Here is a 23,689-nt window from a genome sequence, read left to right on the forward strand (position 1 = left end):
CCTAAGGATACCAGATTTTAGATCAACTATCAAGATAATTGTGACAGACTACTAGAAGTATTAGCCGGTATCCATGAAAGGTTTGGAAATCCTGAGTTAGCCCGCGAATATCGGGTCAGGGCAAATCCTACTCTCGCATGGGAGGGTAAGGTGCTGCATGACTTCTTATCTACCGTTGATTTGGACGGTAAACCGATTTCACTTGCGGATTATCGCGGCAAAGTTGTTTTGCTTGATTTTTGGGCGACGTGGTGCCCGCCATGTGTTGCAGCAATACCAAATATCAAAACGGTGTACGAGAAGTATCATAACAAAGGATTTGATGTTATTGGAATAAGCCTTGACGTGGACGAGGTGGTATTGCGCGAATTTATCGAGGAGAATCCGTTACCGTGGCGACAGATTTTTGACGGTAAGCGGCTTAAAGGTCCCTTGGCACAACGGTATGGTATCCATAGTATTCCGAGAATGTTTCTGCTGGATCGAGAAGGCAAAGTGATCTCGGTTGGGGTCCGAAGTAGCACTTTGGATAAGCTTGTTGCTGAGCACTTGGAAGGTGAAGTGGACTAAATTTATCTATTCACTAACGATTGCTATCGGTTTTGGATGAAGAGAACGCGAGGATAAACAGATGCAGAAGGGATGTGTATGTTTAACCCTTTTGGTTATTGGGTTTTATTTTGGAGCACCGGTCTTGCCGGATCAAGCATTTTCTGAGCAGGGAGAGGATTCCGTAGATGTCTGGGATGTGTTCTCGAATCTGCACCACAACGACAGGGGCAAGTTGGAAACTTATTGGGCAAGCGTGCCTGAGTTTCAGGAAGCATTAACTATCTACCTCAAGGCAAAAATTGATGCAGGCGTTGTTGATGGAGAAACATCACTCCCACCGAATCTCGTTTGGTACGAGTTCGTCGGGAGTTTTCCTGAGGCGTTGCGTGAGGACTTGTATGAGCATGCCCAACAGGTCTTGGAAAGCAACCCCGACAATGGAGCAGCTGCAAAGTTGGCGGCTATAGTCCTTGCGGGAACCGCGTGGGACATACCACAAGATGGTTTCTGGGATGTTGTTGAGAAAGCAATGGTACTGCTGCCAAACGACGTTGAAGTCTGCTATTTGGCTTTTGAAAAGACTGGTTTTGATTATCTCCACGAAAAAGCCGTCACCGCACTCGAAAGACTCTTTGAGCGACATCAAGCACATCAAACCCCTACTGAGACATCTCCTTTTCAAAGGAACGTGCAGGAAAATGGAAAACCTGCTTTGTCACAATGGGTATACCGATTTTGTTATGATTACGAGTATGTAAACGCAAGGCCTAACGATTTTTATCAGCGGCTTGAAGGCAACCACCCGCTAAGGGAACGATGGACTGCCGTGCTCGGCAAGATTCAACGCGTTTTTGAAGAACAGGTAAAACTGGCACCTGACGAATGGATTCACACACGGATGTTGGCTGAAATTCATGAGGTCTTAGGGAATACTGAAGAAGTTCAAGCAGTTTTTCAGAAGTTCCAGTTGGTACTTAAAGATCGGTTAAAGCAGAATCCGGATGACCGAAATGCTTGGTACGGCTTAGCTAATCTCCACAAAAAGTTAGGCAACTCCGAACTCGCACACGCATATCGGGTGAACGCCGATCCTCCACTTGCATGGGTGGGTAAAGTCCTGCCCGATTTCTCATCTACTGTTGATTTGGATGGCAAACCGATTTCACTCTCCAACTACCGTGGTAAAGTTGTTTTGCTTGACTTCTGGGCAACGTGGTATACCGATAGGATACCGACTCTCAAAGACGTATACGAGAAGTATCATAACAGAGGCTTTGACATTATTGGAATAAGTCTTGATGTTGATGAGACGGTGTTGCGCGAATTTATTAAGGAAAATCCGTTGCCGTGGCGACAGATTTTTGACGGCGAGCGGTATGAGGGTCCCTTGGTAAAACAGTATGGTGTCCGTAGTATTCCGAGAATGTTTCTCGTCGATCGAAGAGGCAAGGTTATTTCAGTTAATGTAAGAGACCGCAGCCTCGACAAACTTGTTGCTAAGCAGTTAGCCGTCGAAACGGATTGATGTGTTTCTGATCGTTGGGGATAGATATATCACCCTTACGAGGTAGGGGTAGGCACAAGACCTACCCCTACAGACTTAATATCTCTGCCAGATTCTTTCGTATCACTAAAAATCCGTACTCACACCTACCATAAACGAGGTTTTGTGAATCGGTTCAAATTGGGAAATGCCTTCCGCTATTTCAACGCGGCGGAACGTGTATTCACGGGTAACAATCGACACAACCGGCGGAAAGACTTCGTAGCGAATCTCCACGCTGAATGCTGATTTTTCATCCAGATCGAACAGGTCCCCAAAGAAGTTCGTCTCGGCACCCTCGCCGATATCGCGTTTTGTGTAGAATGCGCGCACAGAGAAACGTGGCACGAATCCCGATTCTGTAATTCCCATGTAAAGTTTGGGTTCGCTATTGGTGTAATCCTCAAGCGTGCCTAAGAAATGGATTTGTGGCAGCGGATGCCAGATGAATTGTGTGAAAAAGCCGCGTCTCGGTTCTGTGTTCGTCTCCAAGCCTAAGAATTGAGGCGTGTCGGGTTCCGGGGATAAAGATTTCGCGGAGTGGTATGTATAATCGAACACGGACGGGATATAGCCTTCTCCAAAGATGCGGTATTCTATTTTGAAGAGCGTCTGAGTAAAGGAAAAACCGAGACCGACAGCGTTTCCCCATGCGAGGTCTGTCGTTAGGCTGCTTCCTTCTGTAAGGGCGATTTCTGTTCTTGCATCGCTGTTTTCTAACGTATTGAGTAGGACAATGTCATCATAGAGGTCTAATCGGAAGGTGCTTGTCTCAAAAATTGGGAATCCTACGTCAAATCCGACCGCGCTCAGCGGTTTTTCTCCTTCTTCCTGTAAATTCGGATTGATGTCCGTGAGATAGGTTGCGCCGAATTCAAACCGGGTCAGGAGGTTGTTGTTTTCAGGGCGTTGAAACGGACGCAGGAACGCGCGTCCTCCGAAGATTGTGGGATTACCGATGTCATTCATCATCGTTTCAATGCCGTACCGGTTTTCGGCGTTTCTAAGGTTCAGACGTAACCCTCGTCGGTCGTAGTTGGAATAGCCGGACATGATTGAGCCGTGTCCGATTGTTAGGTAATCCAATTCCCCGAAGCGAAAATGGAAGGGATCGTAAGGGTGCGCGTAGCGGACGTAACGGATGAGTCTTAACCAAGTGCTTGGATTATCCCACATTTCGCCATCCTCGGCGAGGATTTGAGGTTCATCTCCCTCTGCGTAAGGGTTGTAGAGTAGAATCAAATCTAATCCGATGCCAATTTTTCCGAGCGGTATATCGGGTTGGAGTTGAAGTCGGATGTAAGCATCACCGTCAATGAAAGTCAAGCCTCCGCCGTATAATCCGTTTGTTAGGAAATCCGGTTGTGTGACTTCAGTTAAGGCTTGGTCTTCTTCGATGGTAGTGGATTGCGTATTATCTTGGGCAAAGGTCGGTGGGATTAGGGGAAAGATAAAGATTCCAATGAGTGAGACAAAGATGCCTCTCCAATAGTGCGTGAAGACGTTGTTTCTGTTCATGCAGCGACAATCCTTCCGTCTTTCATCTGGATGACGCGATCAGCGTTCTCTTTTAAGCCTTCATGGTGCGTCACAATCGCGATAGTGGTTTGATGTTCTTGGCGCAGTTCTTGAATCAGTTTCATCAGGTTATCGCTTTGGCGGCTATCTAAATTGGCAGTGGGTTCATCGGCGAAGATGATTTTCGGGCGGTTGGCGAGTGCTCGCGCGAAGGAGACGCGTTGTTTTTCGCCGCCTGAGAGTTGGGCGGGACGGTGGTGCAGCCGTTCACTTAAACCGACTTGTGTGAGCAGCTCGGTTGCACGGTGCTCGGCTTCAGCGGTATTTTTTCGGGCGAGATCCATGGCGACCATGACGTTCTCTTGTGCCGTGAGATAGGGCAGCAGATGGAACAACTGGAAGACAAATCCGATCTTCTCGCGGCGGATCACACTCATGTCTTGCACTTCGGGATCGATCGGTTCGCCATCAATTCGGATTTGACCGGCATCCGGCGTTAGAATACAGCCAAGGAGGCTGATGAGTGTCGTCTTCCCGCAGCCACTGTTGCCCATGATCATCACCAGTTCGCTCTCTTCAATCGTGATGTCAACGGAATCAATAGCGACGACGGTTGCATCGCCTGTGCCGAAACGTTTGGTTAAACCGGTACCTTCTACTATCGCTGCCATTTAGATTTCTCCCCGGAATGCAATCATCGGATCTACCGCGATCGCTTTGCGTGCCGCCAGATAACCGCTACCGCAACAAACAACAAAACTGATACACGCAACGATAATCGATTCGACGAAATTAATCAAAACAAAGATCGGTGCCGCCGCCGCAAAAACGTAGGACAGCATAAGTCCAAGCAACACACCAACAGCGGAGATCAGAACAACCTGTTTTAGCAGGAGTCCCATCACATAGCCGTTTGAACCTCCGATTGCCTTCAGTACTCCGATCTCTTGTGTCTTTTCCAGCATCGTCACATAAGTAATCATCCCGATGAGAATACCTGCCGCTAACCACAACATCACCCGCAGGAATTGCACCGCCTTCATCGGTTCGTCAACGTAGTACGCAATGATGTCCCTGAGCGTCTGTTGTAAGGTGCGCGCTTCAATGGTTTCCAAGGCATCTAAATCGGCGGCGATCTGTACAGGTTGTTCGCTTTTGTTTGCTTTGGCGATCATCATGTTCACATGTGGCGTGTTACCGAGTAGGAGTTTCTGGGCAATGCGGACATCCATAAAGAGGAGCGGTGTATCCAAAACAAACATGAGGCTTTTCGCCTTTCCGACAACTCGCACCTTTTCGTTCCCAAGCGTGATCTGTTCTCCGATTTCCAGTCCCATTTTCTCGTCAACGACCACCTCGTAGGGGACTGGGTCCTCGGGTCTATAGTCTTCAAAATTACTCCCCGTGAACATTCTACCCTCAACGGTGCTCTTGGGTCCACCGAGTTGCCCCAACTTGTAGCCGACGACGATTGCCTTGGTGGATTTTCCGCGGACGGTGGGACGCGCTTGCGCAAAAACCAAGGGTGCAGCGGAATCTGGGACTAAACCTGGTCCTGAATTCAGGAATGCCATGTATTCCTCAACGACCATGGAGAACCCGATAAATGCGCCGCCGGAGCCTTCGGCAGAGATCCAGACATCAGCACCCGTGGATTCGACGTATTGTCGCGCTTGGATACGCATACCGTTCATGATGCCGCCTAACAGTAGGATCAGCGAGATCAGCACAGTGATACCGAGTGCTGTTAGCACAACTCTCGCTTGACGATAGCGCATGTCTTTGAGGAATAAGGTCTTCATTTTCAGCTCCTGATAGGCGATATCCAGGTACTCCCCTGGTCAAGTTGTATGTATCATTCCGATTCGGTTTCGCGTGAATATTTGGTTGCCCGGTGCATGAAATTCCGCACCGCGATTATTAATGCCAACGCGAGAATATTTTCCCAAAACGTTGCGTGGAACGTCTGATTGAGACGTTCTATAGTGGGAAGTGTCGCGTCTGTAGTCCGCCAAGCCGTGAGATTGAAATAAATAAAAAATCCTATCGGAATCAGGCAAACCCAGACACCACATATAAACTCTACGATGATTAGCATTAGACTGGATGCGTGTGACATCAGTCTCAGCAGTTTATTAAATTTTTTCAAAGCAATCCCTAACGAACAGTTTGGTCTTGATTGTTTTCCGCTAAAAGGGCAAGTCGCTCGGGCATCGTCTGTCGTTTACGACGGTGCAATTGTACGTGGTCGTTATATGTATCCACATCCGCTTCAACGCCTGTGTCGCGTTCGAGGAAGAGGGGGAAATCGGACGCAGGCGGTTTGGCGTTGTGATACGCGTTACTATAACTCCGCATGATAATACGTTGCTCGCGGTTAAGGGTTTCTAACCACTCAGGGGTGGAATGAAAACGGTCAGCAGGTGTAACCCATGACGGGCAGTAGGCGACAAAAATGTTGTAGCGCACAACCTCACTCTCGTTCGGTTCAACACGATGCCAGATGCTGGAATGCATTACTGTCATCGTCCCTTTACGCGGACAGACGACCATCTCCCCTGGAATGCTTTCGTGTGTATCATAGCCGTCCATATACTGTTGACGATGGCTTCCCGGCAACACGACGAGATTGCCCATCTTCTCTCTTGGCAGATCGGTCAACCAATATCCGACTTTGATTTGCAACGGTAGTTTGGGCGAAAATACACCATAAGGGAGGGCACGTGCACCGTCCGGATGCCATTGATTGTACTGCTTACCGCCGGGTGGGCGCAGGAAACACTGGCTTATATGGAGTTTAAGGAGTTCCCCAAATAGGTCATACGCGAAACCGACATGCCGTTCATGGTCTATTAATCCTGTGAAGACGGAATCGCGTTCGACAATATTCTGCATACCGAGGTAGCCCCCAGGCTTATATTTCGGATTGGCCGCCGCGACGCGATCTATCGCGTCAATATAGGTCTGGATATCTGCATCGGAGATCGCATCTTCAATGAAGATAATGCCGTCTTCGTTGAACGTCTTCCACTGTTCTGTTGTGAATCCGGGGGGTGCAACACGATATTTTTGTTCGGTGTGCATTGGAAACTCCTTTCATTTGGTTTTGTAGCAAATCCTATGCCAGTCTGGACAATGCCACACTGGTTGGGTTCTTTGTGAAATGCCCAGAAGTAACTGCACGTAATAGGGCAGATTTTGTATCTAATAGCACGAGAATGGGCAGATGCGATCAACCTTTGTGGGTTCTGGTGAAATACTTAAGGTGAACGCATACTCAATTAAGAATACCATATTTTTCCAGAAGCGTCAAACGCTAATAATAAAATGCCCCAAACCCAAAGCGTAACTATTGGATTTGGGGCAACAAGATTGCAGTTGTCTACGAACTAAAGTAAGCTTGATAGAGTCAAACCTTACGAAACCTCAAATGCTGTTTCGTAAACATCGTTCTGGACTAACCATACGGAAACTGCCTGAATGAGGATCTGATTTGCTCGTTCAACAATAGGATTTAACGATGGAATATGGGCGAACATTTTTTGTGCCCGGTGTTTCAGATCTACAATTGATGGCAGTTCAAGAATTTTCATTTCTTTAAGAAATGCTTCAACTTCTGCCTGACTGATACGAGCACGGTTACGCAATTCTTCTAACTTTGGTGTATGTGCCCACGCTTTCAAAACCGTGTTGCCGATTTGTTCAATCGAAAAACTTGAAGCGAGTTGTTGCGCTGTATTTTCGATGGTAGCTAACGACAATTTACGTTTACCCGCCACTACATGTGCTGGGGGCAATCGAAGGTCCCAAACAATCCTAAAAATGGACAAAATTTTCAGAATATAGTAGGTGACATCAATTTGCCACCAACGAAAGCCTTGCGGTGTGGCACTTGGAAAGTGGTGATGATTATTATGCCATCCTTCTCCCAAGGTAATGATAGCCAGTAGCCAGTTGTTACGCGAATCATCGCCGGTGACATACGGTTGTTTGCCTATCACGTGGGAAAGTGAGTTAATCGTGAATGTACCGTGAAACAGGAGTACTGTACTCACGAAGAACCCTACGACGAGTCCCGACCAACCTGCAATCGCCCAAACGAGAACACCTAATAGGACTGGCGGTATTCTATCCCATTTATCAAGCCAAACGAGTTCTGGATATTTCTGGAAGTCCTTAATTAATCTGTAATCTGTTATCCGCCCGCGTTTGGAGAAAATCCAAAGCACATGAGAATACCAGAATCCGTGTTGTACAGGAGAGTGGACATCATGTTCTGTGTCAGAGTATTTATGATGATAACGGTGTTTCGCTGCCCACCATAGCACGCCTCGTTGTGCTGAACTCTGCCCCAGAAATGCCAGAAAAAATTGGAAGCCACGACTTGTTTTGAACGAACGGTGCGAAAAGTAACGATGAAACCCCGCCGTAATCCCGAACATGCGGATAACGTACAATGCGCCACATATAATCCAGTCGATTGGTTGAACATCTACCCAGAAAATTGCGAGACATACGAGGTGAACAGTTATAAACGGTAGAACACGAGGGTGAATAATGTCCGCCTCATCGGCTGGACTTGTAGGACCTGGTTCGGTTGACAATTATATTCTCCTTGCTATGGATAGCGGTTGCGTTTTGTCAAATCAAGTTATTCTTAGTTTTGAGGCAACTGGATTTCAGTGCTTAGGAAGCGAAACTCTGAGCGTTACTTCAGGATAACCATTTTACGAATGGGTGAAATCTCATCTGTTTGTAATTGATAAAAATAAATTCCGCTTGCTACTTTTTCTCCTAAACCGTTACGGCCATTCCAATACGCCGCATGATCTCTGCTTGTGTAGTAGCCTGCTGATTGATGTCCAAGTGCTAACGTGCGAATTCCAATACCTTTCGTATCATAGATGGTGATCTGAACATCACTTGCGTTCGCGAGTTGGTAAGGTATCCATGTTTCTGGGTTAAACGGGTTAGGATAGTTCGGCAACAGCACAGTTGTTTCCGGACGAATTGAATGTAAGAGGGCTTCTAACATACCGATAGCCCGGCGGAAGGCGTGGCTACCATCGTCAGCTTGTCTTACTTGTGTTAGCCAACTTTGAATCTGTTCGGCGGTTGGACCATTAGCACTGGGTGCTGCTGGCGATTCTTCTCCGAAATGGTTGGCGACTTGCACTAAATCCAAGATATTGACGGTACCATCGGCATTGATGTCGGTGTTTAGTTCGCCGTCCGCTGCAGCGCCCGGATGCCCAATTGCATTTGCAACTAAAACAAGGTCTTGAATGTTAACCGTTCCGTCTTGATTGACATCCGATTGGGTATAGATGGAAGCATCGACCACTTCAAAGTGGACAATTTCGGTAAAATCTACCCGCAAAATGTTTTGTGCTTTGTCTTGTATGGTCATTCCAGCAAGCCCCCATATACCTGGTGGGCTTCCAACTGGCAAGATAATCGTCTTATGGTAAGTTTCATAGACAGCTGGATCCCGTGAGAAGTAGATTTTGTAGAAATCAGGATCGTAATAATCAAAACTAAGCATAACACCTTGGGGATTTCGTAAACTCATATATGTAATTCTGTGTCCGCTGATGTTATCCTTAATCCGAAAAGTAATGTCAACTCGAGTTTCACCATTTGGGGCTGCCGGTTGCGTTGGTTCTGCCTCAATACCAATCCGATTTACATCCAATACAGGAGGCTGGGTATCCGGGTTGGCTGTCTGAATTTCAATAGAGGCAGGCAACTCATCGTCTCCACCCTCGGTGAAGTATACCCTCCGCCTATTTTGAGCCAGATCTTTCATCACAATGCGGGTAATCTTGTAGGTGCTGTTTGGAAAGTAGTCAGGCACCTCAAGTTTAGTAGTTGCTTCCCACACGTCTCCGGTTTCTTGCTTATATTCTCCCCAATCTGTTAAACGGCGTGAGTAGGTTTCAGCATTCGCATCATACAACTCAGCATAGACACCGCTAATTCCATTTTTTTCAATAAACTTCCAACGGGCTGTCAAAATTTGGTAAGTTCGCCCCTCTTCGGTAGTTGCATCTGATAAAGAGAGTTGCATTGAATTCGGAATATATTGTGGAGCTTCAGTATCTGCAAGCGGATTGTTAATATAGAGTTGCCATCCAAAATCCGTTTGTCCATTATGTCGCTCATTGCCTTGGGCATCATATATCCGAATTGTATCAGGTCTCCAATAGCCATTTGCTGCATAACGTGATAGCGTTGCCTGTCCACGCAAGATGTGCCCTGCAGGAATATGTTGACCATTAGTTCCAATGGGGGAAAGCCACATGTCAAATCGGGTGCCTTGTTGACTCCAAACTCGAGTAAATCCTTTGGAAGCGGCATCAAGGTCACTCTCTCCATGAATTTCAATTTCTACTGTTATGAATTTATCTTCTTCAGGATCACCTGCAACTTGGATGTCCATCCGTATAATCCGCCCCGGATATACATAGTCGGGCCAAAGGTTATAAACCTCAAAAGTTAAATCTTCACGTATCTTTGAGATGTAGCGCGTACCGTGCATGACTCTGTTCTGGATAAATTCATATTTAGCGGGGGAGCGCGAGCGTAACTTGTCGGGATTCACGATGTAGTAGCTGATGCTTTCCGCCATATCCTCATTCGGATTTACACCGTGTGCATAATCAGAGACAAATTCAACCTGCTTGGTCGTTGACCAGCCATCAGCATCGTCGGGATTTTCAAACCAGCCCCCAAGTTCAATCCAATCCTGTTTCAACTGCTCATCAAAGAGATATTCCCATAAAAAATGTGCCTTTTCATGGAGAATCAAACGGTGGATTGAATCTAATCCTTTTTCCTTAAAAACAGATTCCATGAATTCAATGTAGCCAGCACCTGTCCATGCAACTGCGTCCGCGTTGGGATGCGTTGGATGGTCTGTCCCATCTAAGCGTCTAACGAGATATTCTAAACCTGACACTCTGTGCATACCTTGTGGAAATTCCTCAAACATTGAGATCAGCGCGAGGAGTTCCTCGTTTTTGAATGTAGAAAAACGTCCCCCATGTTCTCCTGTAGTGTATCGCGTGAGTTCACTATAGTCTGGGATATTTATGCTGACAGCGTAGCGTTCTTGCAATATCCTCTCAAGCGTGTATCTATTTGCACCGTTATCAGTTACAAATCGAACCACAGCGTGATGGAGGCGTTTGGAGAAATATCTACCTCGTATGCCTTCTATTTCCGCTACGAGTGGTGTCGCATACTCAAATGAGGTTTTAGTGATAGTGACAATCTTTTGGGCACCTTGAAATTCTACCTCAATATCATCATGAATATGGCGGTCGCTTAATTTCCATATAGAAGGTGATAGATAGTGAATAAGGTAACGTGGGTCGTTCGCTTGTGGCAAAATAGATTCAAAAGTTTGGAGCAATCTATAGGCATGCCCCGGATCCCATTCAGTACCCAGATACACAGAATACTTCCGCATTAATGCTAAAGACGCGCTATGTGATACTACTTGGATCGGTTCATCCAGCAGCGTCACTTGGATAGGCTCAACAACTGTCGCACTTTCACTGCCTTCCGGGGTTTCATCTATCTCCCAGTGGTAGGTAAAAGGAGCACCTTGGACATCGAGATTACAAATCCCTCCTACAAGGAGCATAATTAAAATTGACGCGAATTTGGTCATTTTTATCATTTTTCACGAGATCATGTAAAAAGCGGACAATACCTGTTTTGTCCCTGTGTGCTTCTATTCATGGAGTATCCGCGCAAAAGCTTCGAGACTTTCTGCTTAGCAAACGTATTCGTGTTGTAGGGCTGAGGTAGGATGGCCCATCTCTACAACACGCGTTACGCTACTCTATTGCTTCTCACGCAAACGGGTTTCTAATGCTGCTAATTCATCGAAAATTAAAGTTGATCTAACAATTTTTCATATTCATCATGTGGGCCGATCCAGAACCAATAAATTGTATCATCTTCTCGCAAACCCAGAACACGCCAACCAATTCCCACTCGGACTGCGTAAATCGGTTCTCTGGTATGTACCCGCTTGAATTGCAAACTTGGATGGTTAGGATTTTGCTTCCAAAAATGATAATTCCTACGTGCTTTTTCCTTAATCTCCTGGGGTAACCGTCGAAAACACTCAAGAAAATCCTCTGTTAGATATGAGTTCACAACTCGTCAATTCCCATATTTCTGATACGTCCTGCTTTAATGTCAGCACGAACTTTACGCGCAAGTTCGGCAAGTTTATCTTGTGATTCAGCAAAAGCCTTATCCCATAGCCGTTCATCTTCGAGTTCTTCAAGAATCACAGCAGCAATAGTGTCCTGTTTTTCTGGGGGTAATTTATAAACCTCAGCAAGTGCTTTTTCAAGAAGCTGTGTCATAATTGTTCCATCCTTTGTGAATTCCGCTATCAACTCTTCGTGTTTGTCTGCTGGACGGCGATATGGTATCAACAACAGCAAATAGATAAGAGCTTGCTGCTTTTGCTCTGCTTAGCAAACGTATTCGTGTTGTAGGGCTGAAATAGGGTGGTCCAGCTCTACAACACGTGTTACGCTACTCTATTGCTTCTCACGCAAACGGGTTTCTAATGCTGCTAATTCATCGGATAACGCTTCGGGAAGTGTTTCCTCAAAGCGTGCGTAATGTTCTCGAATGGAGTCAATCTCGTTGAGCCATTCTTCAACATCCACATTCAGGAGTTCTTCCATCTGATCGTCTGTTACATCCAATCCGCTGGTGTCAATTGCCCCAGATGCTGGTAGATAACCGATGGGGGTTTTGACCGCTTCACTCTTTCCAGAAACGCGTTCCACAATCCATTTCAACACACGACTGTTTTCGCCGAAGCCGGGCCAGAGCCATCCGCCGTCGTCGTCCTTACGGAACCAGTTGACGTAGAAGATCTTCGGGAGTTTGCTGGCATCGGTATTTTCACCCATTTCCAACCAATGTGTGAAGTAGTCACCCATGTTATAACCACAAAACGGGAGCATCGCCATCGGATCACGTCTGAGTTCACCCACTGTCCCTGCGGCGGCTGCCGTGCGTTCGGAGGAAGCGATGGAACCGATAAAGGTGCCGTGTTGCCAATCAAAGGCTTCAAATACGAGTGGGACTGTGTTGGCACGTCGTCCACCGAAGAGAATCGCCGAGATTGGGACACCGTTGGGGTTCTCCCAGTTCGGGTCAATGATTGGACATTGTGCGGCTGGGGTTGTATAGCGTGAATTTGGGTGTGCAGCTGTTTTCTCGTCACCGGGATGCCACTCTTCACCGAGCCAACTCGTGGCTGTTTCGGGTGGGTTTTCGCTCATCTCTTCCCACCAGACATCGCCTTCTTCTGTGAGGGCGGCGTTTGTGAAGATCGAGTTTGAGGCAAGCGTGTGCATTGCATTTGGATTGGTGTCCATTGACGTGCCGGGTGCCACACCGAAGAAGCCTGCTTCTGGGTTAATCGCGTAGAGCCGTCCGTCTTCACCGAACTTCATCCATGCGATGTCGTCGCCGATGGTTTCTGCTTCCCAACCGGGTATTGTTGGTGTTAGCATCGCGAGGTTCGTTTTACCACAGGCACTTGGGAACGCTGCGGCAATATAGGTTTTTTCACCTTCGGGACTCGTTAATCCCAAAATGAGCATGTGTTCTGCCATCCATCCATCATTCTTTGCCATTATTGAGGCGATCCGGAGGGCATAGCATTTTTTACCGAGTAGTGCGTTCCCACCGTAGCCGCTACCGTAGGACCAGATAGAGCGTTCCTCGGGAAAATGTACGATGTATTTATTATCCGGATTGCAGGGCCACTGGACATCTTCTTGTCCGGGTTCGAGTGGCATTCCGACGGAGTGTAGACACGGCACGAAATCACCGTCTTCACCTAAGATATCTAACACTGCACTGCCCATGCGTGTCATGATCCGCATGTTGACAACGACGTAAGGCGAATCGCTGATTTCAACACCGATATGTGAGATAGGTGAACCGAGGGGACCCATGCTGAACGGTACAACGTACATCGTTCTGCCTTTCATACAACCTTTGAAGAGTCCTTTGAGAGTCTTCTTCATATCGTCCGGGTCGTGCCAATTGTTCGTCGGTCCTGCTTCAAGGGGTGTTTTTGAGCAAATGAACGTTCTGTCTTCAACGCGTGCGACATCCGCAGGACTGGAACGAGCGACGTAGCTGCCTGGACGCTTTTCTGGGTCCAAGCGGAAGAAAGTTCCATTCTGAACTAATTCTTCACACAACCGATCGTTTTCTTCCTGGGAACCGTCACACCAATAGATAGAATCGGGTTGGCAAAGTTCAGCCGCTTCTTCGACCCAATCCTGTAATTTCTTGTTTTTGGTCATTTAAACCTCCAGTTGTTAGTTAAATTACGTTTTTTACTGCTCCTATATATTTTATAACATATTTCGTCACTTGGCAAATTAAAAGGGTGGGCGATTTGTGGTAGATTAAGAGTCGGGATTCGGAAATCCCTCCGACAGGGGAGTTATAAGGAAACAGCTAAAACGCTGCGCCGAGGTTAACATGGATTTTCCCGCGTAGCAGGGAATCTCCTGCGGCGAGACCATAGTTGATGCGTAAGATACCGCCTCTTGATTCAAGTCGCGCCCCGAATCCGTAGCCGACTCGGAGTTTGTCAAGGACAGACGGTTTTTCAATCAGAGTAACAGCACCTAAATCTGTGAAGATGAAAATTTGTGAATCGGGTCCGACGAGGAATCGATATTCAAGGTTCGCGTATACACGCCGCGGTCCAGAGAACCAATCTTCATCATACCCACGTAACGTAGTCGCGCCGCCAAGATAAAAGAGTTCGGTTGGGGGAATGTTGACCCCCCACGCCACTGCACCGTGGAGTTCAATGGCAATCGTCTGTTTCCGCCATGTTGGAAAGTATTGCTGCAGGGAGAGCCACGCCTTCCGAAGCCGAAAATCGCTCCGTGATACTTCAAAAGCGATGCTGTCACGCCGTCCACGTGTTGGGTTTAAAAAATAGTCGCGGGTATCCCGTGTCAGCCGGAGTGTGAGGCTATACTTCGTCCCACTATATGCATCTGTTTCGGTTAACGGAGTAGGATTTGGTTCGGGAAAGAGTGATGTCTGGGACTGGATATCGAGCGGGAGAACTGTTGTCGGAGGCAGAGTGGCGGAATCTGGCACGTTAATCCGTTTATACCCTAATGTCATAGTTCCTTCAAAGACGCGTCCGAAGTTCGTCGTTGCGCTTAAGTTACTCGACTGCTCTTCGGAGACTGTTTCGGCGGTAAGTTGTTCCCTATTTGTACGCTGCTCTTTGAGTTGTCCATACTCTACACCGATTGTTAAAGGTTTACCGAATATCCACGGTTCTGCATAACCGAGTCGCAAAATCTTAAGAAGCCCGGATTTCCAATAGAAGTTAAACTGTCTCCCTGTTCCGAGCAAGTTGGTTTCGCGGGCTTCAAAGACACCGGTAAGTTGTGGTGCAGCGTCAGCATTTGAGTCTGGCGGTGCGTATCCGATGACACCGCTCAACTGTCCTGTCTTTGCTTCGGTTACCCGCGCATGGAAGTTAATCCTGTCTTCTGTATCACCGACTTCCAATACATTCGGATTGACTTGATAGAAATACCCTAAATTTCGCAAACGGCGATAACTTGTATCAATATCGCGCTGGTCGAAGTTTTGATCAGGTTTCACTCGGATTTCCCGAAGGACTACCTTGGTCTTCGTTTTTTCGAGTCCGCTAACCTTAACCTCGCCAATTTTAACTTGCGATCCTTCGCTGATATTCAACGTGAAGTCAACGGTGCCTGTTTCCGGTGAGAATTGGAAGTCCTGAGGGGCAATCTCAACTTTCGGATATCCGTGTTCGCTGTACAGAGTTTGAAGGCGGTCAATGCCACGTTCCAACGCGACCTGTGTAAAAAGTTTTCCCCATTTTAAACCGAGTTCATCACGAATTTCGTTCTCCGAAAAGCGTTGATTTCCTGTGAGTGTGAGTGTACCCGTGCGGATCTGTTTGCCTTCGACAATTTCTACTGTGATGGATACATGGGATTCGTTATTGAGTTGTTTGATTCCTGAAATCGGCGTAACCTCAGAAGACGTTTCTGCGAACACAAAACCTGCTTCCTGATATGCTGTGACGATGCGTTCAAAACTTTCTATAATTTCCAAACGAGTGTAGGCTTTTTCTTCCACCCATCCGAATAGACTTATCAATTTTTTCTGGTTTAAATGTTCATTGCCGTTGAAACGGAGTTGATGAATGCGATAACGCTGCTCTGGCTTATCCGCTCCTTCGTTATCGAGTGATGTCGTTTCTGAGGCAGGGGCCTGTTCTGTGGTTTCAGAATTGGACCTTGTTTGGGAGAGACTCGTCAAACAGAGGAGTAAGCAGATGAAAAATAGGATAATTCTTGGCAGTCGTGGGTTAGGCATCTATTGTCTCCGATAAACTCACATTTATACCAAATAAGTATTTTAACATGTGCGATGCGTTAAAAGCAAACGATCCGTTCGTGTAGGTAATAGTTTTGTATTATTTATACACCTTTGATCGTTAACCCCTTAAATCTCCCTGATCAGCGGATTGGCACTATATGCTTCTGATAGAGGAGTTCCATAAAATTAGTGTTTGAATGGTGATCTTAAACGATATGTTCCTCGTGAACGAGAAAAAATTTGATAAAATTCTGCAAATATGGTATTATATTAAGCAAGCGTTAAATTTATAACTTATTCATAAAGGTTTCAACACGTACCACAATCATTAAAGTTACGCCTGCAAGGAGACAGGGATATTATGCCAAATGCTTTATTTGTTTATCCGAAGTTCCCGCCATCTTATTGGGGCTTTAAGTACGCCTTGGAATTTCTTGGTAAAAGATCATCAATGCCCCCGCTTGGACTATTGACTATCGCTGGAATGTTCCCTGATAATTATGCGTTAAAAGTCGTTGATATGAACATTGAGCCGCTGACGGATGCGCATCTTCAGTGGGCAGATGTTGTGCTGACATCGACAATGATTGTTCAAAAGGACTCGCTTTATGAAGTTGCTGAACGCTGTAATCGAGCATCGGTCCCTATCATCGCGGGCGGACCGCACCCGACTTCCTACTATGATAATATCAAAGAGGAAACGGATGCCACTATTGACCATTTTCTCTTTGGTGAGGTTGAGGAGATCTTTGAAGAGTTCTTAACCGATTTTGAGAGCGGCTGTGCGGAGGAAATCTATCGCGAGAAACGGAAACCGGATATCACACAGACACCCCCGCCCCGCTACGACCTTATTAATATTAATGCTTACGGATCAATGGCACTCCAGTTTTCACGCGGATGCCCTTTCAATTGCGAGTTTTGCGACATCACGAAGTTATTCGGGCGCGTGCCGCGTACCAAAAGCAATGAGCAGATGCTCACTGAGTTTGAGATGCTCTATAAACTCGGTTGGGATGGCGCAATGTTTGTTGTTGACGATAACTTTATCGGTAACAAACGCGACGCTATGCGCTTGCTACCCGCTGTCAAGGAGTGGCAGGAAGAACGACAATTCCCCTTTTCACTCTTTACTGAAGCGAGTGTAAACCTCGTCGAAATCCCTGAAATGCTTGATGCAATGAGCGACGCTGGGTTTAACATGGTATTCCTCGGCATCGAGAGTCCGAATGATGAAGCACTCCTCAGCACCTCTAAAGGACAAAACACCAGCAAAGAAGAGGAGGCGGGAAGTTACCTCTTGCGTGCTATCAGGAAAATACAGAGTCGAGGGATGGAAGTCACAGGTGGATTTATTATCGGGCTTGATGGCGATACCGAGTTTGATTCACACATCAAGTTTATTCAGGAAGCCGGTATCCCAATGGCGATGGCAGGTCTACTGACTGCTCTGAAGGAGACCGACCTCTGGCACCGATTGAAACAGGAAGATCGGTTACTTGGGGAGTCCAGCGGAAATCAGACCGACATGAGCCTCAATTTCGTACCGGAAATGCCGCGCGAGGAACTCCTTTCTGAGTACCGGCGGGTTGTTTCTACGCTCTATGATCCTACTCTCAAGAACTACTTCGCTCGGTGTTTAACCCTGCTTGAGCACATGCCTCAGACTTCACACAATGTGAGATCCATTCAGAAAGAGGAGTTACACGCGTTTATCCGTTCGATCCAGAAACAACTTTTCTCCAGGCAGGGTTTGGAGTACGCACGGTTTTTAGTGAAGACACTCAAAGACTATCCGAAGATGTTCCCTGAAGCGGTCCGGTTGGCAGTCATGGGTTATCATTTGGAGAAGACAACGCGTAACACTATCGCTGTTGAGGATTTCAGGAATTTCTTAGATCACGAAATGGATACGTTTAAGGAAGAGGTTTCGCAATTCGCTCAGGTACAGGGTGATCGGATGAATGAAATTCAGAACTATTCGCGTAAACTCTTTACACGCGTGAAAAAGGAATACGATTCAATTCACGAAGATTTTCGATACGCTGCGCACAGTGCCCTTGAGGGTTTCCAGAAATCCATGTTCAAGGAATATTTGGACGCCGAGCTCAATGCTTTCAAGGAGGCTGTTAGTACTTTCGCAAAGGCACAGACTGAAAGACTCGGTGAACTCCAAGCGTATGTTCATAATCTCTTAGCTCGTGTCCATGCCCAACACGAACAACTCCACGACGATTTCAAGCAGAACGCCCAGGAAACCTTTGACGCTTTCCGGGACTCCGTCAAGCGACATTTAGAGCAACTCTTCGGTTCTGTTCCTGTCCAGATTGAAGGGCTCAGTTAATCGGACCATGGCATCTATTGAGATAGAAAACCTTGGTTTTATCTATCCAAGTCGTGATACGCCGACACTGCAAGATATTACGACCCACGTCCCTTCTGGAGCATTTGTGCTACTGACGGGTCCAACAGGGTGCGGTAAGTCTACGTTATTGCGGACATTGAACGGTTTGATCCCACATGCCTCGGCAGGAACGCTCACAGGGTCGGTTCGTCTTGACGGTAAAGCCATCGCCGCACAACCGATCGCTACCACATGCCAACAAGTCGCCCTCCTCTTCCAAAACCCCGACGATCAACTCTTTTGCACACTGGTCGAAGATGAAATCGCTTTTGGGCTCGAAAATCTCGGTTTTCCCGCCGAAGAAATTAAAAGGCGGATTGCTGTCGCCTTAGAGCAGGTGGGACTGCCCGATTTCGCGTCGCGGGAGATCGCATCGCTTTCCGGTGGTCAGAAACAGCGTGTTGCGCTTGCTGCTGTCTGTGCGATGCAACCGCACGTCTTGCTCTTAGACGAGCCGACGAGTCACCTTGATCCCAAGGGGACGCGGGACATTCTTGATATTGTTGCGCGACTCAATCGAGAGATGGGCATAACGGTTATCTTGGCAACCCATCGAACGAAAGAGGTTGCCCCGCTGTGTGACCGTGTATGGCTGATGGATGAAGGACGACTCTGCTTGGATTTACCGAAAGCGGAGGCGTTTCAGAACCTTACCCTATATCAGCGTTTAGGTGTGCAGCTGCCAGAGACCGATGACCTGCCAGTAGAAACACCTCTTAAACGCAATAGCACAGCCTCACAAGCCTCTCTCCTTAGCATCCAAGAACTCCAGTTCCGTTATCCGAACATGAATGAGGATGCAGTGCGTTCGATTTCTTGTGAGGTGTCTCGTGGAGAAGTCGTCGCTATTATGGGTGCGAACGGTTCTGGTAAAACAACCTTGATTCATCTCATTGCTGGCTTGCTACGTTCATCAGCAGGCGAGGTGATTACTGATGGAAAGTCGTCCAGTCGCCTGAAGCTCCATCAGTTGGCAGGTAAAGTCGGTATCGTTTTTCAGAATCCCGATTTGCTGTTGCAGGCGGAAACTGTTCGCGATGAGGTGGCATTCGGTCCAAAAAATTTTAAATTCTCTACACAGATTCTTGAAGAGCGAGTCAACACGACACTCACCCAGTTTGACTTGGATAATTTTGCCGTAGAGGCACCCTATTCGTTATCGCGTGGGCAGCGTCAGCGGGTTGCTGTTGCTGCTACTTTCTCATTACACCCTGACCTGTTCCTCCTCGATGAACCCACCACGGGACAGGATGCGCAGCATCTCCATCAGTTGATGGACGAGCTTTGCGATGAAATCCAGCGGGAGGATAAAACCCTCATTTTCGCAACGCACGACACAGAACTCACCTTGAAATACGCACACCGCGTTCTCCTATTACAGGATGGCGAATTGATTTTTGATGGCGCACCCTATACTGCTTTCGCTAATTCTGAACTTCTACAGCAAGCATCGCTATAATTGGTTTTTTCTTACTCATAAGTTTTCAACTGCGATGAAAGTTTTCATTCTAACTGCGTTGATAGGTTCTGTTTATTGTCATTTAGCGTAAACACGATCTATTGCAGAAACGTTGTAATAGATTAGGTGTTCTTGGGTCGGATATCCTGATCGAAGGACAACTACTTTGAATTGTGGTAGGTGAATCGACTCAAAAGGTAGAGACATTTTACATGCGTACCGATTGACGATGTATTATTAATTGTAGAATCCACCGTAAAAGGAGTATGAGAATGCAAGTAAATAAAAAGTGGATTTGCGTGGTTTTCTTATCCCTGTTACTCCCTGTTACCGCGTATGCTCAAACGGGCTTATACAAATTGCCACAGGGAAGAATGGCTGTCGGATTTGGTTTTACCGGAGTTGATCTCAGTAGAAGTCAAGATGCCATTGGGATAAGAGGGAGTCTTAGTTATGGTATTAGTAGCCGGACAAGGATTGCTCTCGTAGCGAATATGGGCATTATTGATGAAGACCGGTACTATGGTTCAGAATTTGATGTTCCGCCGCCCGTCGCAATAGGTGTTAGACCGGTGCATGTTGGTTCCTTAGGACAGACAGGCTTAGATTATTTTTTAACGGGTGTTTTTTACAGAGGATTTTCCAGTGGGATTTCTCGGAGGCTTGACGATCCTACAAATGAAAGACTTCTCAGTGTCCGAACTAATGGGTTTACCGGTGGAGGTGGTATTTCAAAACGCTCAGAGATTAACTTTGGTCGGGTACTAAACCCGTTTTCGCGTGCTGTCTCAATTCTGCCAACTCACTTAGCGACTAACCTTAGTTGGGTACTAAACTCCTTCTGTGGTGTATCTTATTCACGGTCTTGGACACGTGTATGGACTAAAGGGGCGCGTGAAGAAACGGAACCTAATTGGATATATTCTGGTTTTGGGGCTACAGTAGGATTGGAGGTTGAATTGTCACCGGCGATAAGTGTGATAGGGGCTTTTCGAGTCTCTTTTGAAGATTTCGATAGCGGTGTTAGCCTCGAGTTAAATTTTCATTGAAGGTATCCAGAGAGTTCCAACTGTAAGTACTTTCTGCCGGCTAGCGAGGTGTCCTAACCTCGCGAAATAGGTTAAAGAAGAAGAGGAATAAAGATGCGGATAAAAGAAAGATGGATTTCCATAGTCTTCTTATTCGTTCTGTGTCCTGTTACGGCGTATTCTCAGACAGATTTATACGGGTTATTGAGAGGAGAGATGGCTATTGCTGTTAGTTTCGGTAGAAGTCAGAATTCGAGCGGGATGAGAGGAAGTGTTGGCTACGGTATTAGTGATCGAACAAAGGTTGGTCTCACAGGGGGTCTCAGTTTTGCTAATGAAGACTTGTATGATAGTTCAGGAATTCATCTTCCGCCAGCCCTCGGAAGTGGGGTGGAGGTAATCCATATTAGGCCTTTAGGACAAATAGGCTTAGATTATTTTTTGTCCGGAGGCGTTCACACTACATTTTCTCGGACGCTTGATGCTTCTACAAATAAGATACTTGCAAGTGCGCGTAGTGTTGGATTTTCCGGTGGAGGTGGGCTGCTAAAACGCTTAGAGACGGACTTTGGGTGGAGCCTAAACCCTTTCTGTGGTATAGTTTTTTCAGAGGCGGGGGCAAACTTGGACACTAAGGATGGAAGTGTAGAAGTGAGGGGCGATCCGACCTTTTTTAACTTCACAGGAGGTGTAGGATTGGAGATTGAAATTGCACCGATGATAAGCATTGTTGGGGGTTTCCAGATCTCTCTTAAGGATTTCCACAGAGATTTTAGCATCGGGTTGAAATTTCAATAAGTAATTCTAAGGTTTGATATAGTAGGTTCAGTTCGCTGTCATATAGTGTAAACATAGTCTATCGCAGAAGCGTTATAACAGATTACTTGTTCTTGGGTTTGAGACTATTTGTAGGGAGAACTGCTTTCTAAAAGGAGGATGAAAGTGCATTTAAAAAAGAGATGGATTTACATAGTTTTCTTATTCGTTTTGTTCCCTGTTACCGCGTATTCTCGAACGGGTTTATACGAATTACCGGCAGGCGAGATGGCTGTTGGGCTTAGCCTTGGTAGAGGTCAACACTCTCGCTCGATAGGAGGGAATCTTGGCTACGGTATTAGTAATCGGACAAAGGTTGCCCTTACAAGTGGGGTCAGTTTTATTGATGAAGACTTGTACGATAGCTCAATTACCCATATCCCTCCAAGCTTTGGAGGTGGTGTTGTGTTGGTTCATATTAGACCCTTGGGACGAACAGGCTTAGATTATTTTTTCTCCGGGGGCATTCACACTACATTTTCTCGGACGCTTGATGCTTCTACAAATGAGACACTTGCGAGTGCGCGTAGTGTTGGGCTTTCCGGTGGAGGGGGTCTGATAAAACGCTTTGAGACTGACTTCGGGTGGGCACTAAAACCTTTCTGCAGTATATTTTCTTCAGGTGCTTGGGCTAACTTAGATGCTAAGGATGGAATTGTAGAAGTGAGGGAGAATCCAATCTTTTTTGGTTTTGCGGGAAGCGTAGGATTGGAGATTGAAATTTCATCAATGATAAGTGTTGTACTGCCATCGGAAATTAGGGCCACCCCCTAAACCAAGATTGTGCTATAATGACAATCTATTTGAAAGGAGTATCCGATGGCCAAACGAAGAAGATTCACCGCTGAGTTTAAAGCCAAAGTTGTGCTTGAAGCCCTCAGTGGTGAAACCACACAAGCGGAAGTCTGTCGACGACATAACCTCAGTGAAGATCAACTCTCCAAGTGGAAGCATCAGTTCGTTGAAAACGCTGCGTCTCTCTTTGAAACCCGTGACAAGGGATCACAAGAGACAGCGGAACGCATTGCTCACCTTGAACAGCTCGTTGGGCGGTTGACTGTCGCTTTAGACATTCAAAAAAAAGCCTCGACCTTGTTGAGCTAACTGCGTCTGAAAAACGGACCCTCGTTGAGGCACTCCAAACCGATTATTCGGTTCGGGAGATTTGCGACGCGCTCGGTTTCAACCGAAGCCTTCTCTATTATCAACCGAAAAGTGAACCGTCTGATGAGGTTTCCCTGCGTGATGAGATACACCGGTTAGCCTCACGTTATCCGACCTACGGGTATAGGCGTATCACCGAGATGCTCGTGCGTATGGGATACACTGTCGGTTATCGACGTGTTGCCCGATTGATGAAAGCAGATAATCTCACAGTCGCTGTCAAACGTGCTGGTTTCCGAACGACGCAATCGCTTGACGGTCAGCAGCAATGGAGCAATCAGATTGATAACCTTGACATCACGCGATGCGATCAGGTCTGGGTCGGTGATATTACCTACGTCCGTTTGAAAGGACATTTCGTCTATGTCGCTGTGCTCATGGATGTTTTCACTCGCAGGATAAGAGGGTGGCAGGTGAGTCGGCACCTGAACCAACCCCTGACGTTGAAACCGCTACAACAGGCACTGCGTCAGAGCGTCCCAGAGATCCATCATTCCGATCAAGGCGTGCAGTATCTGTCTAATACTTACATCAAGACCTTGATATGTCATGGCATAGAGGTCTCTTTAGCCCGTAGAGGGTGTCCTTGGGAGAACGGGTATGCCGAAAGACTCATCCGAACGCTCAAGGAAGAAGAAATCCACCTCAATGACTATGAGAATATCTCAGAAGTTGAATCACGTATCGATTATTTTATTCAACAGGTGTATCACCAGAAACGCCCGCATTCGGCGTTAGGGTATTTGACACCTCTCGAATTT

19 protein-coding genes are annotated in these 23,689 nt (G+C 46.7%); 8 read left to right on the top strand and 11 right to left on the bottom strand.

The features are described 5' to 3' along the window. Positions 1-150: 150 nt before the first annotated feature. Positions 151-570 carry a TlpA disulfide reductase family protein gene (locus OXH39_21030; GenBank protein ID MCY3552952.1) on the top strand — a complete coding sequence of 140 codons (420 nt, stop codon included), beginning with the start codon at positions 151-153 and terminating at the stop codon, positions 568-570. A gap of 61 nt (positions 571-631) precedes the next feature. After that, positions 632-2,077, top strand: a complete 1,446-nt coding sequence (locus tag OXH39_21035) for a TlpA disulfide reductase family protein (protein MCY3552953.1) — start codon at positions 632-634, stop codon at positions 2,075-2,077. 105 nt (positions 2,078-2,182) lie between these two features. Here OXH39_21035 and OXH39_21040 read toward each other — a convergent pair whose 3' ends face one another. The 11 genes from OXH39_21040 to OXH39_21090 all read right to left on the bottom strand — a co-directional run bounded on the left by OXH39_21040 (position 2,183) and on the right by OXH39_21090 (position 16,054). Next, positions 2,183-3,613: a hypothetical protein gene (locus OXH39_21040; protein ID MCY3552954.1), complete on the bottom strand. Its 1,431-nt coding sequence runs from the start codon at positions 3,611-3,613 to the stop codon at positions 2,183-2,185. Beyond that, complete coding sequence (locus OXH39_21045; GenBank protein MCY3552955.1) at positions 3,610-4,284, bottom strand: ABC transporter ATP-binding protein; 675 nt, start codon at positions 4,282-4,284, stop codon at positions 3,610-3,612. The genes OXH39_21040 and OXH39_21045 overlap by 4 nt, the downstream gene beginning before the upstream one ends. After that, positions 4,285-5,415, bottom strand: coding sequence for an ABC transporter permease (locus tag OXH39_21050; protein MCY3552956.1), 1,131 nt, complete (start codon positions 5,413-5,415; stop codon positions 4,285-4,287). A gap of 53 nt (positions 5,416-5,468) precedes the next feature. After that, positions 5,469-5,762 (bottom strand): hypothetical protein, encoded by a 294-nt coding sequence (locus OXH39_21055; GenBank protein MCY3552957.1) that lies wholly within the window; start codon positions 5,760-5,762, stop codon positions 5,469-5,471. An 8-nt stretch (positions 5,763-5,770) separates the two neighbouring features. Then, on the bottom strand, positions 5,771-6,697 hold the full coding sequence (locus OXH39_21060; GenBank protein MCY3552958.1) for a phytanoyl-CoA dioxygenase family protein: 927 nt from the start codon (positions 6,695-6,697) through the stop codon (positions 5,771-5,773). 332 nt (positions 6,698-7,029) lie between these two features. After that, positions 7,030-8,217 (bottom strand): acyl-CoA desaturase, encoded by a 1,188-nt coding sequence (locus OXH39_21065; protein ID MCY3552959.1) that lies wholly within the window; start codon positions 8,215-8,217, stop codon positions 7,030-7,032. 104 nt (positions 8,218-8,321) lie between these two features. Beyond that, on the bottom strand, positions 8,322-11,291 hold the full coding sequence (locus OXH39_21070) for a dockerin type I domain-containing protein (protein ID MCY3552960.1): 2,970 nt from the start codon (positions 11,289-11,291) through the stop codon (positions 8,322-8,324). Between the two features lie 224 nt (positions 11,292-11,515). Further along, entirely contained in the window at positions 11,516-11,785 is a 270-nt protein-coding gene (locus OXH39_21075; protein ID MCY3552961.1) for a hypothetical protein, read from the bottom strand. After that, positions 11,782-12,000 (bottom strand): hypothetical protein, encoded by a 219-nt coding sequence (locus OXH39_21080; protein MCY3552962.1) that lies wholly within the window; start codon positions 11,998-12,000, stop codon positions 11,782-11,784. The genes OXH39_21075 and OXH39_21080 overlap by 4 nt, the downstream gene beginning before the upstream one ends. A gap of 180 nt (positions 12,001-12,180) precedes the next feature. Next, positions 12,181-13,974, bottom strand: a complete 1,794-nt coding sequence (locus tag OXH39_21085; GenBank protein ID MCY3552963.1) for a phosphoenolpyruvate carboxykinase (GTP) — start codon at positions 13,972-13,974, stop codon at positions 12,181-12,183. Positions 13,975-14,131: 157 nt separating this feature from the next. Further along, a complete protein-coding gene (locus OXH39_21090; protein MCY3552964.1) occupies positions 14,132-16,054 on the bottom strand; it encodes a BamA/TamA family outer membrane protein in 1,923 nt (640 codons plus the stop codon). 364 nt (positions 16,055-16,418) lie between these two features. Here OXH39_21090 and OXH39_21095 point away from each other — a divergent pair, with 364 nt between their 5' ends. The 6 genes from OXH39_21095 to OXH39_21120 form a co-directional block, all read left to right on the top strand. Beyond that, a complete protein-coding gene (locus tag OXH39_21095; GenBank protein ID MCY3552965.1) occupies positions 16,419-18,401 on the top strand; it encodes a B12-binding domain-containing radical SAM protein in 1,983 nt (660 codons plus the stop codon). A gap of 7 nt (positions 18,402-18,408) precedes the next feature. After that, positions 18,409-19,920, top strand: coding sequence for an energy-coupling factor transporter ATPase (locus OXH39_21100; protein MCY3552966.1), 1,512 nt, complete (start codon positions 18,409-18,411; stop codon positions 19,918-19,920). A 272-nt stretch (positions 19,921-20,192) separates the two neighbouring features. Next, positions 20,193-20,969 (top strand): hypothetical protein, encoded by a 777-nt coding sequence (locus OXH39_21105; protein ID MCY3552967.1) that lies wholly within the window; start codon positions 20,193-20,195, stop codon positions 20,967-20,969. Positions 20,970-21,062: 93 nt separating this feature from the next. Further along, positions 21,063-21,746, top strand: a complete 684-nt coding sequence (locus OXH39_21110) for an outer membrane beta-barrel protein (GenBank protein MCY3552968.1) — start codon at positions 21,063-21,065, stop codon at positions 21,744-21,746. A gap of 144 nt (positions 21,747-21,890) precedes the next feature. Further along, on the top strand, positions 21,891-22,538 hold the full coding sequence (locus OXH39_21115; GenBank protein MCY3552969.1) for a hypothetical protein: 648 nt from the start codon (positions 21,891-21,893) through the stop codon (positions 22,536-22,538). A 45-nt stretch (positions 22,539-22,583) separates the two neighbouring features. Next, positions 22,584-23,689, top strand: a protein-coding gene (locus OXH39_21120) for an IS3 family transposase (GenBank protein MCY3552970.1) whose coding sequence is annotated in 2 segments (ribosomal slippage) — positions 22,584-22,839 and positions 22,839-23,689 — 1,107 coding nt annotated over the 2 segments. Because the reading frame shifts where the segments join, the coding sequence is not laid out codon by codon here. This gene is flagged as partial in the annotation.

This window comes from Candidatus Poribacteria bacterium, from assembly GCA_026702755.1.
GTDB lineage: Bacteria > Poribacteria > WGA-4E > WGA-4E > WGA-3G > WGA-3G.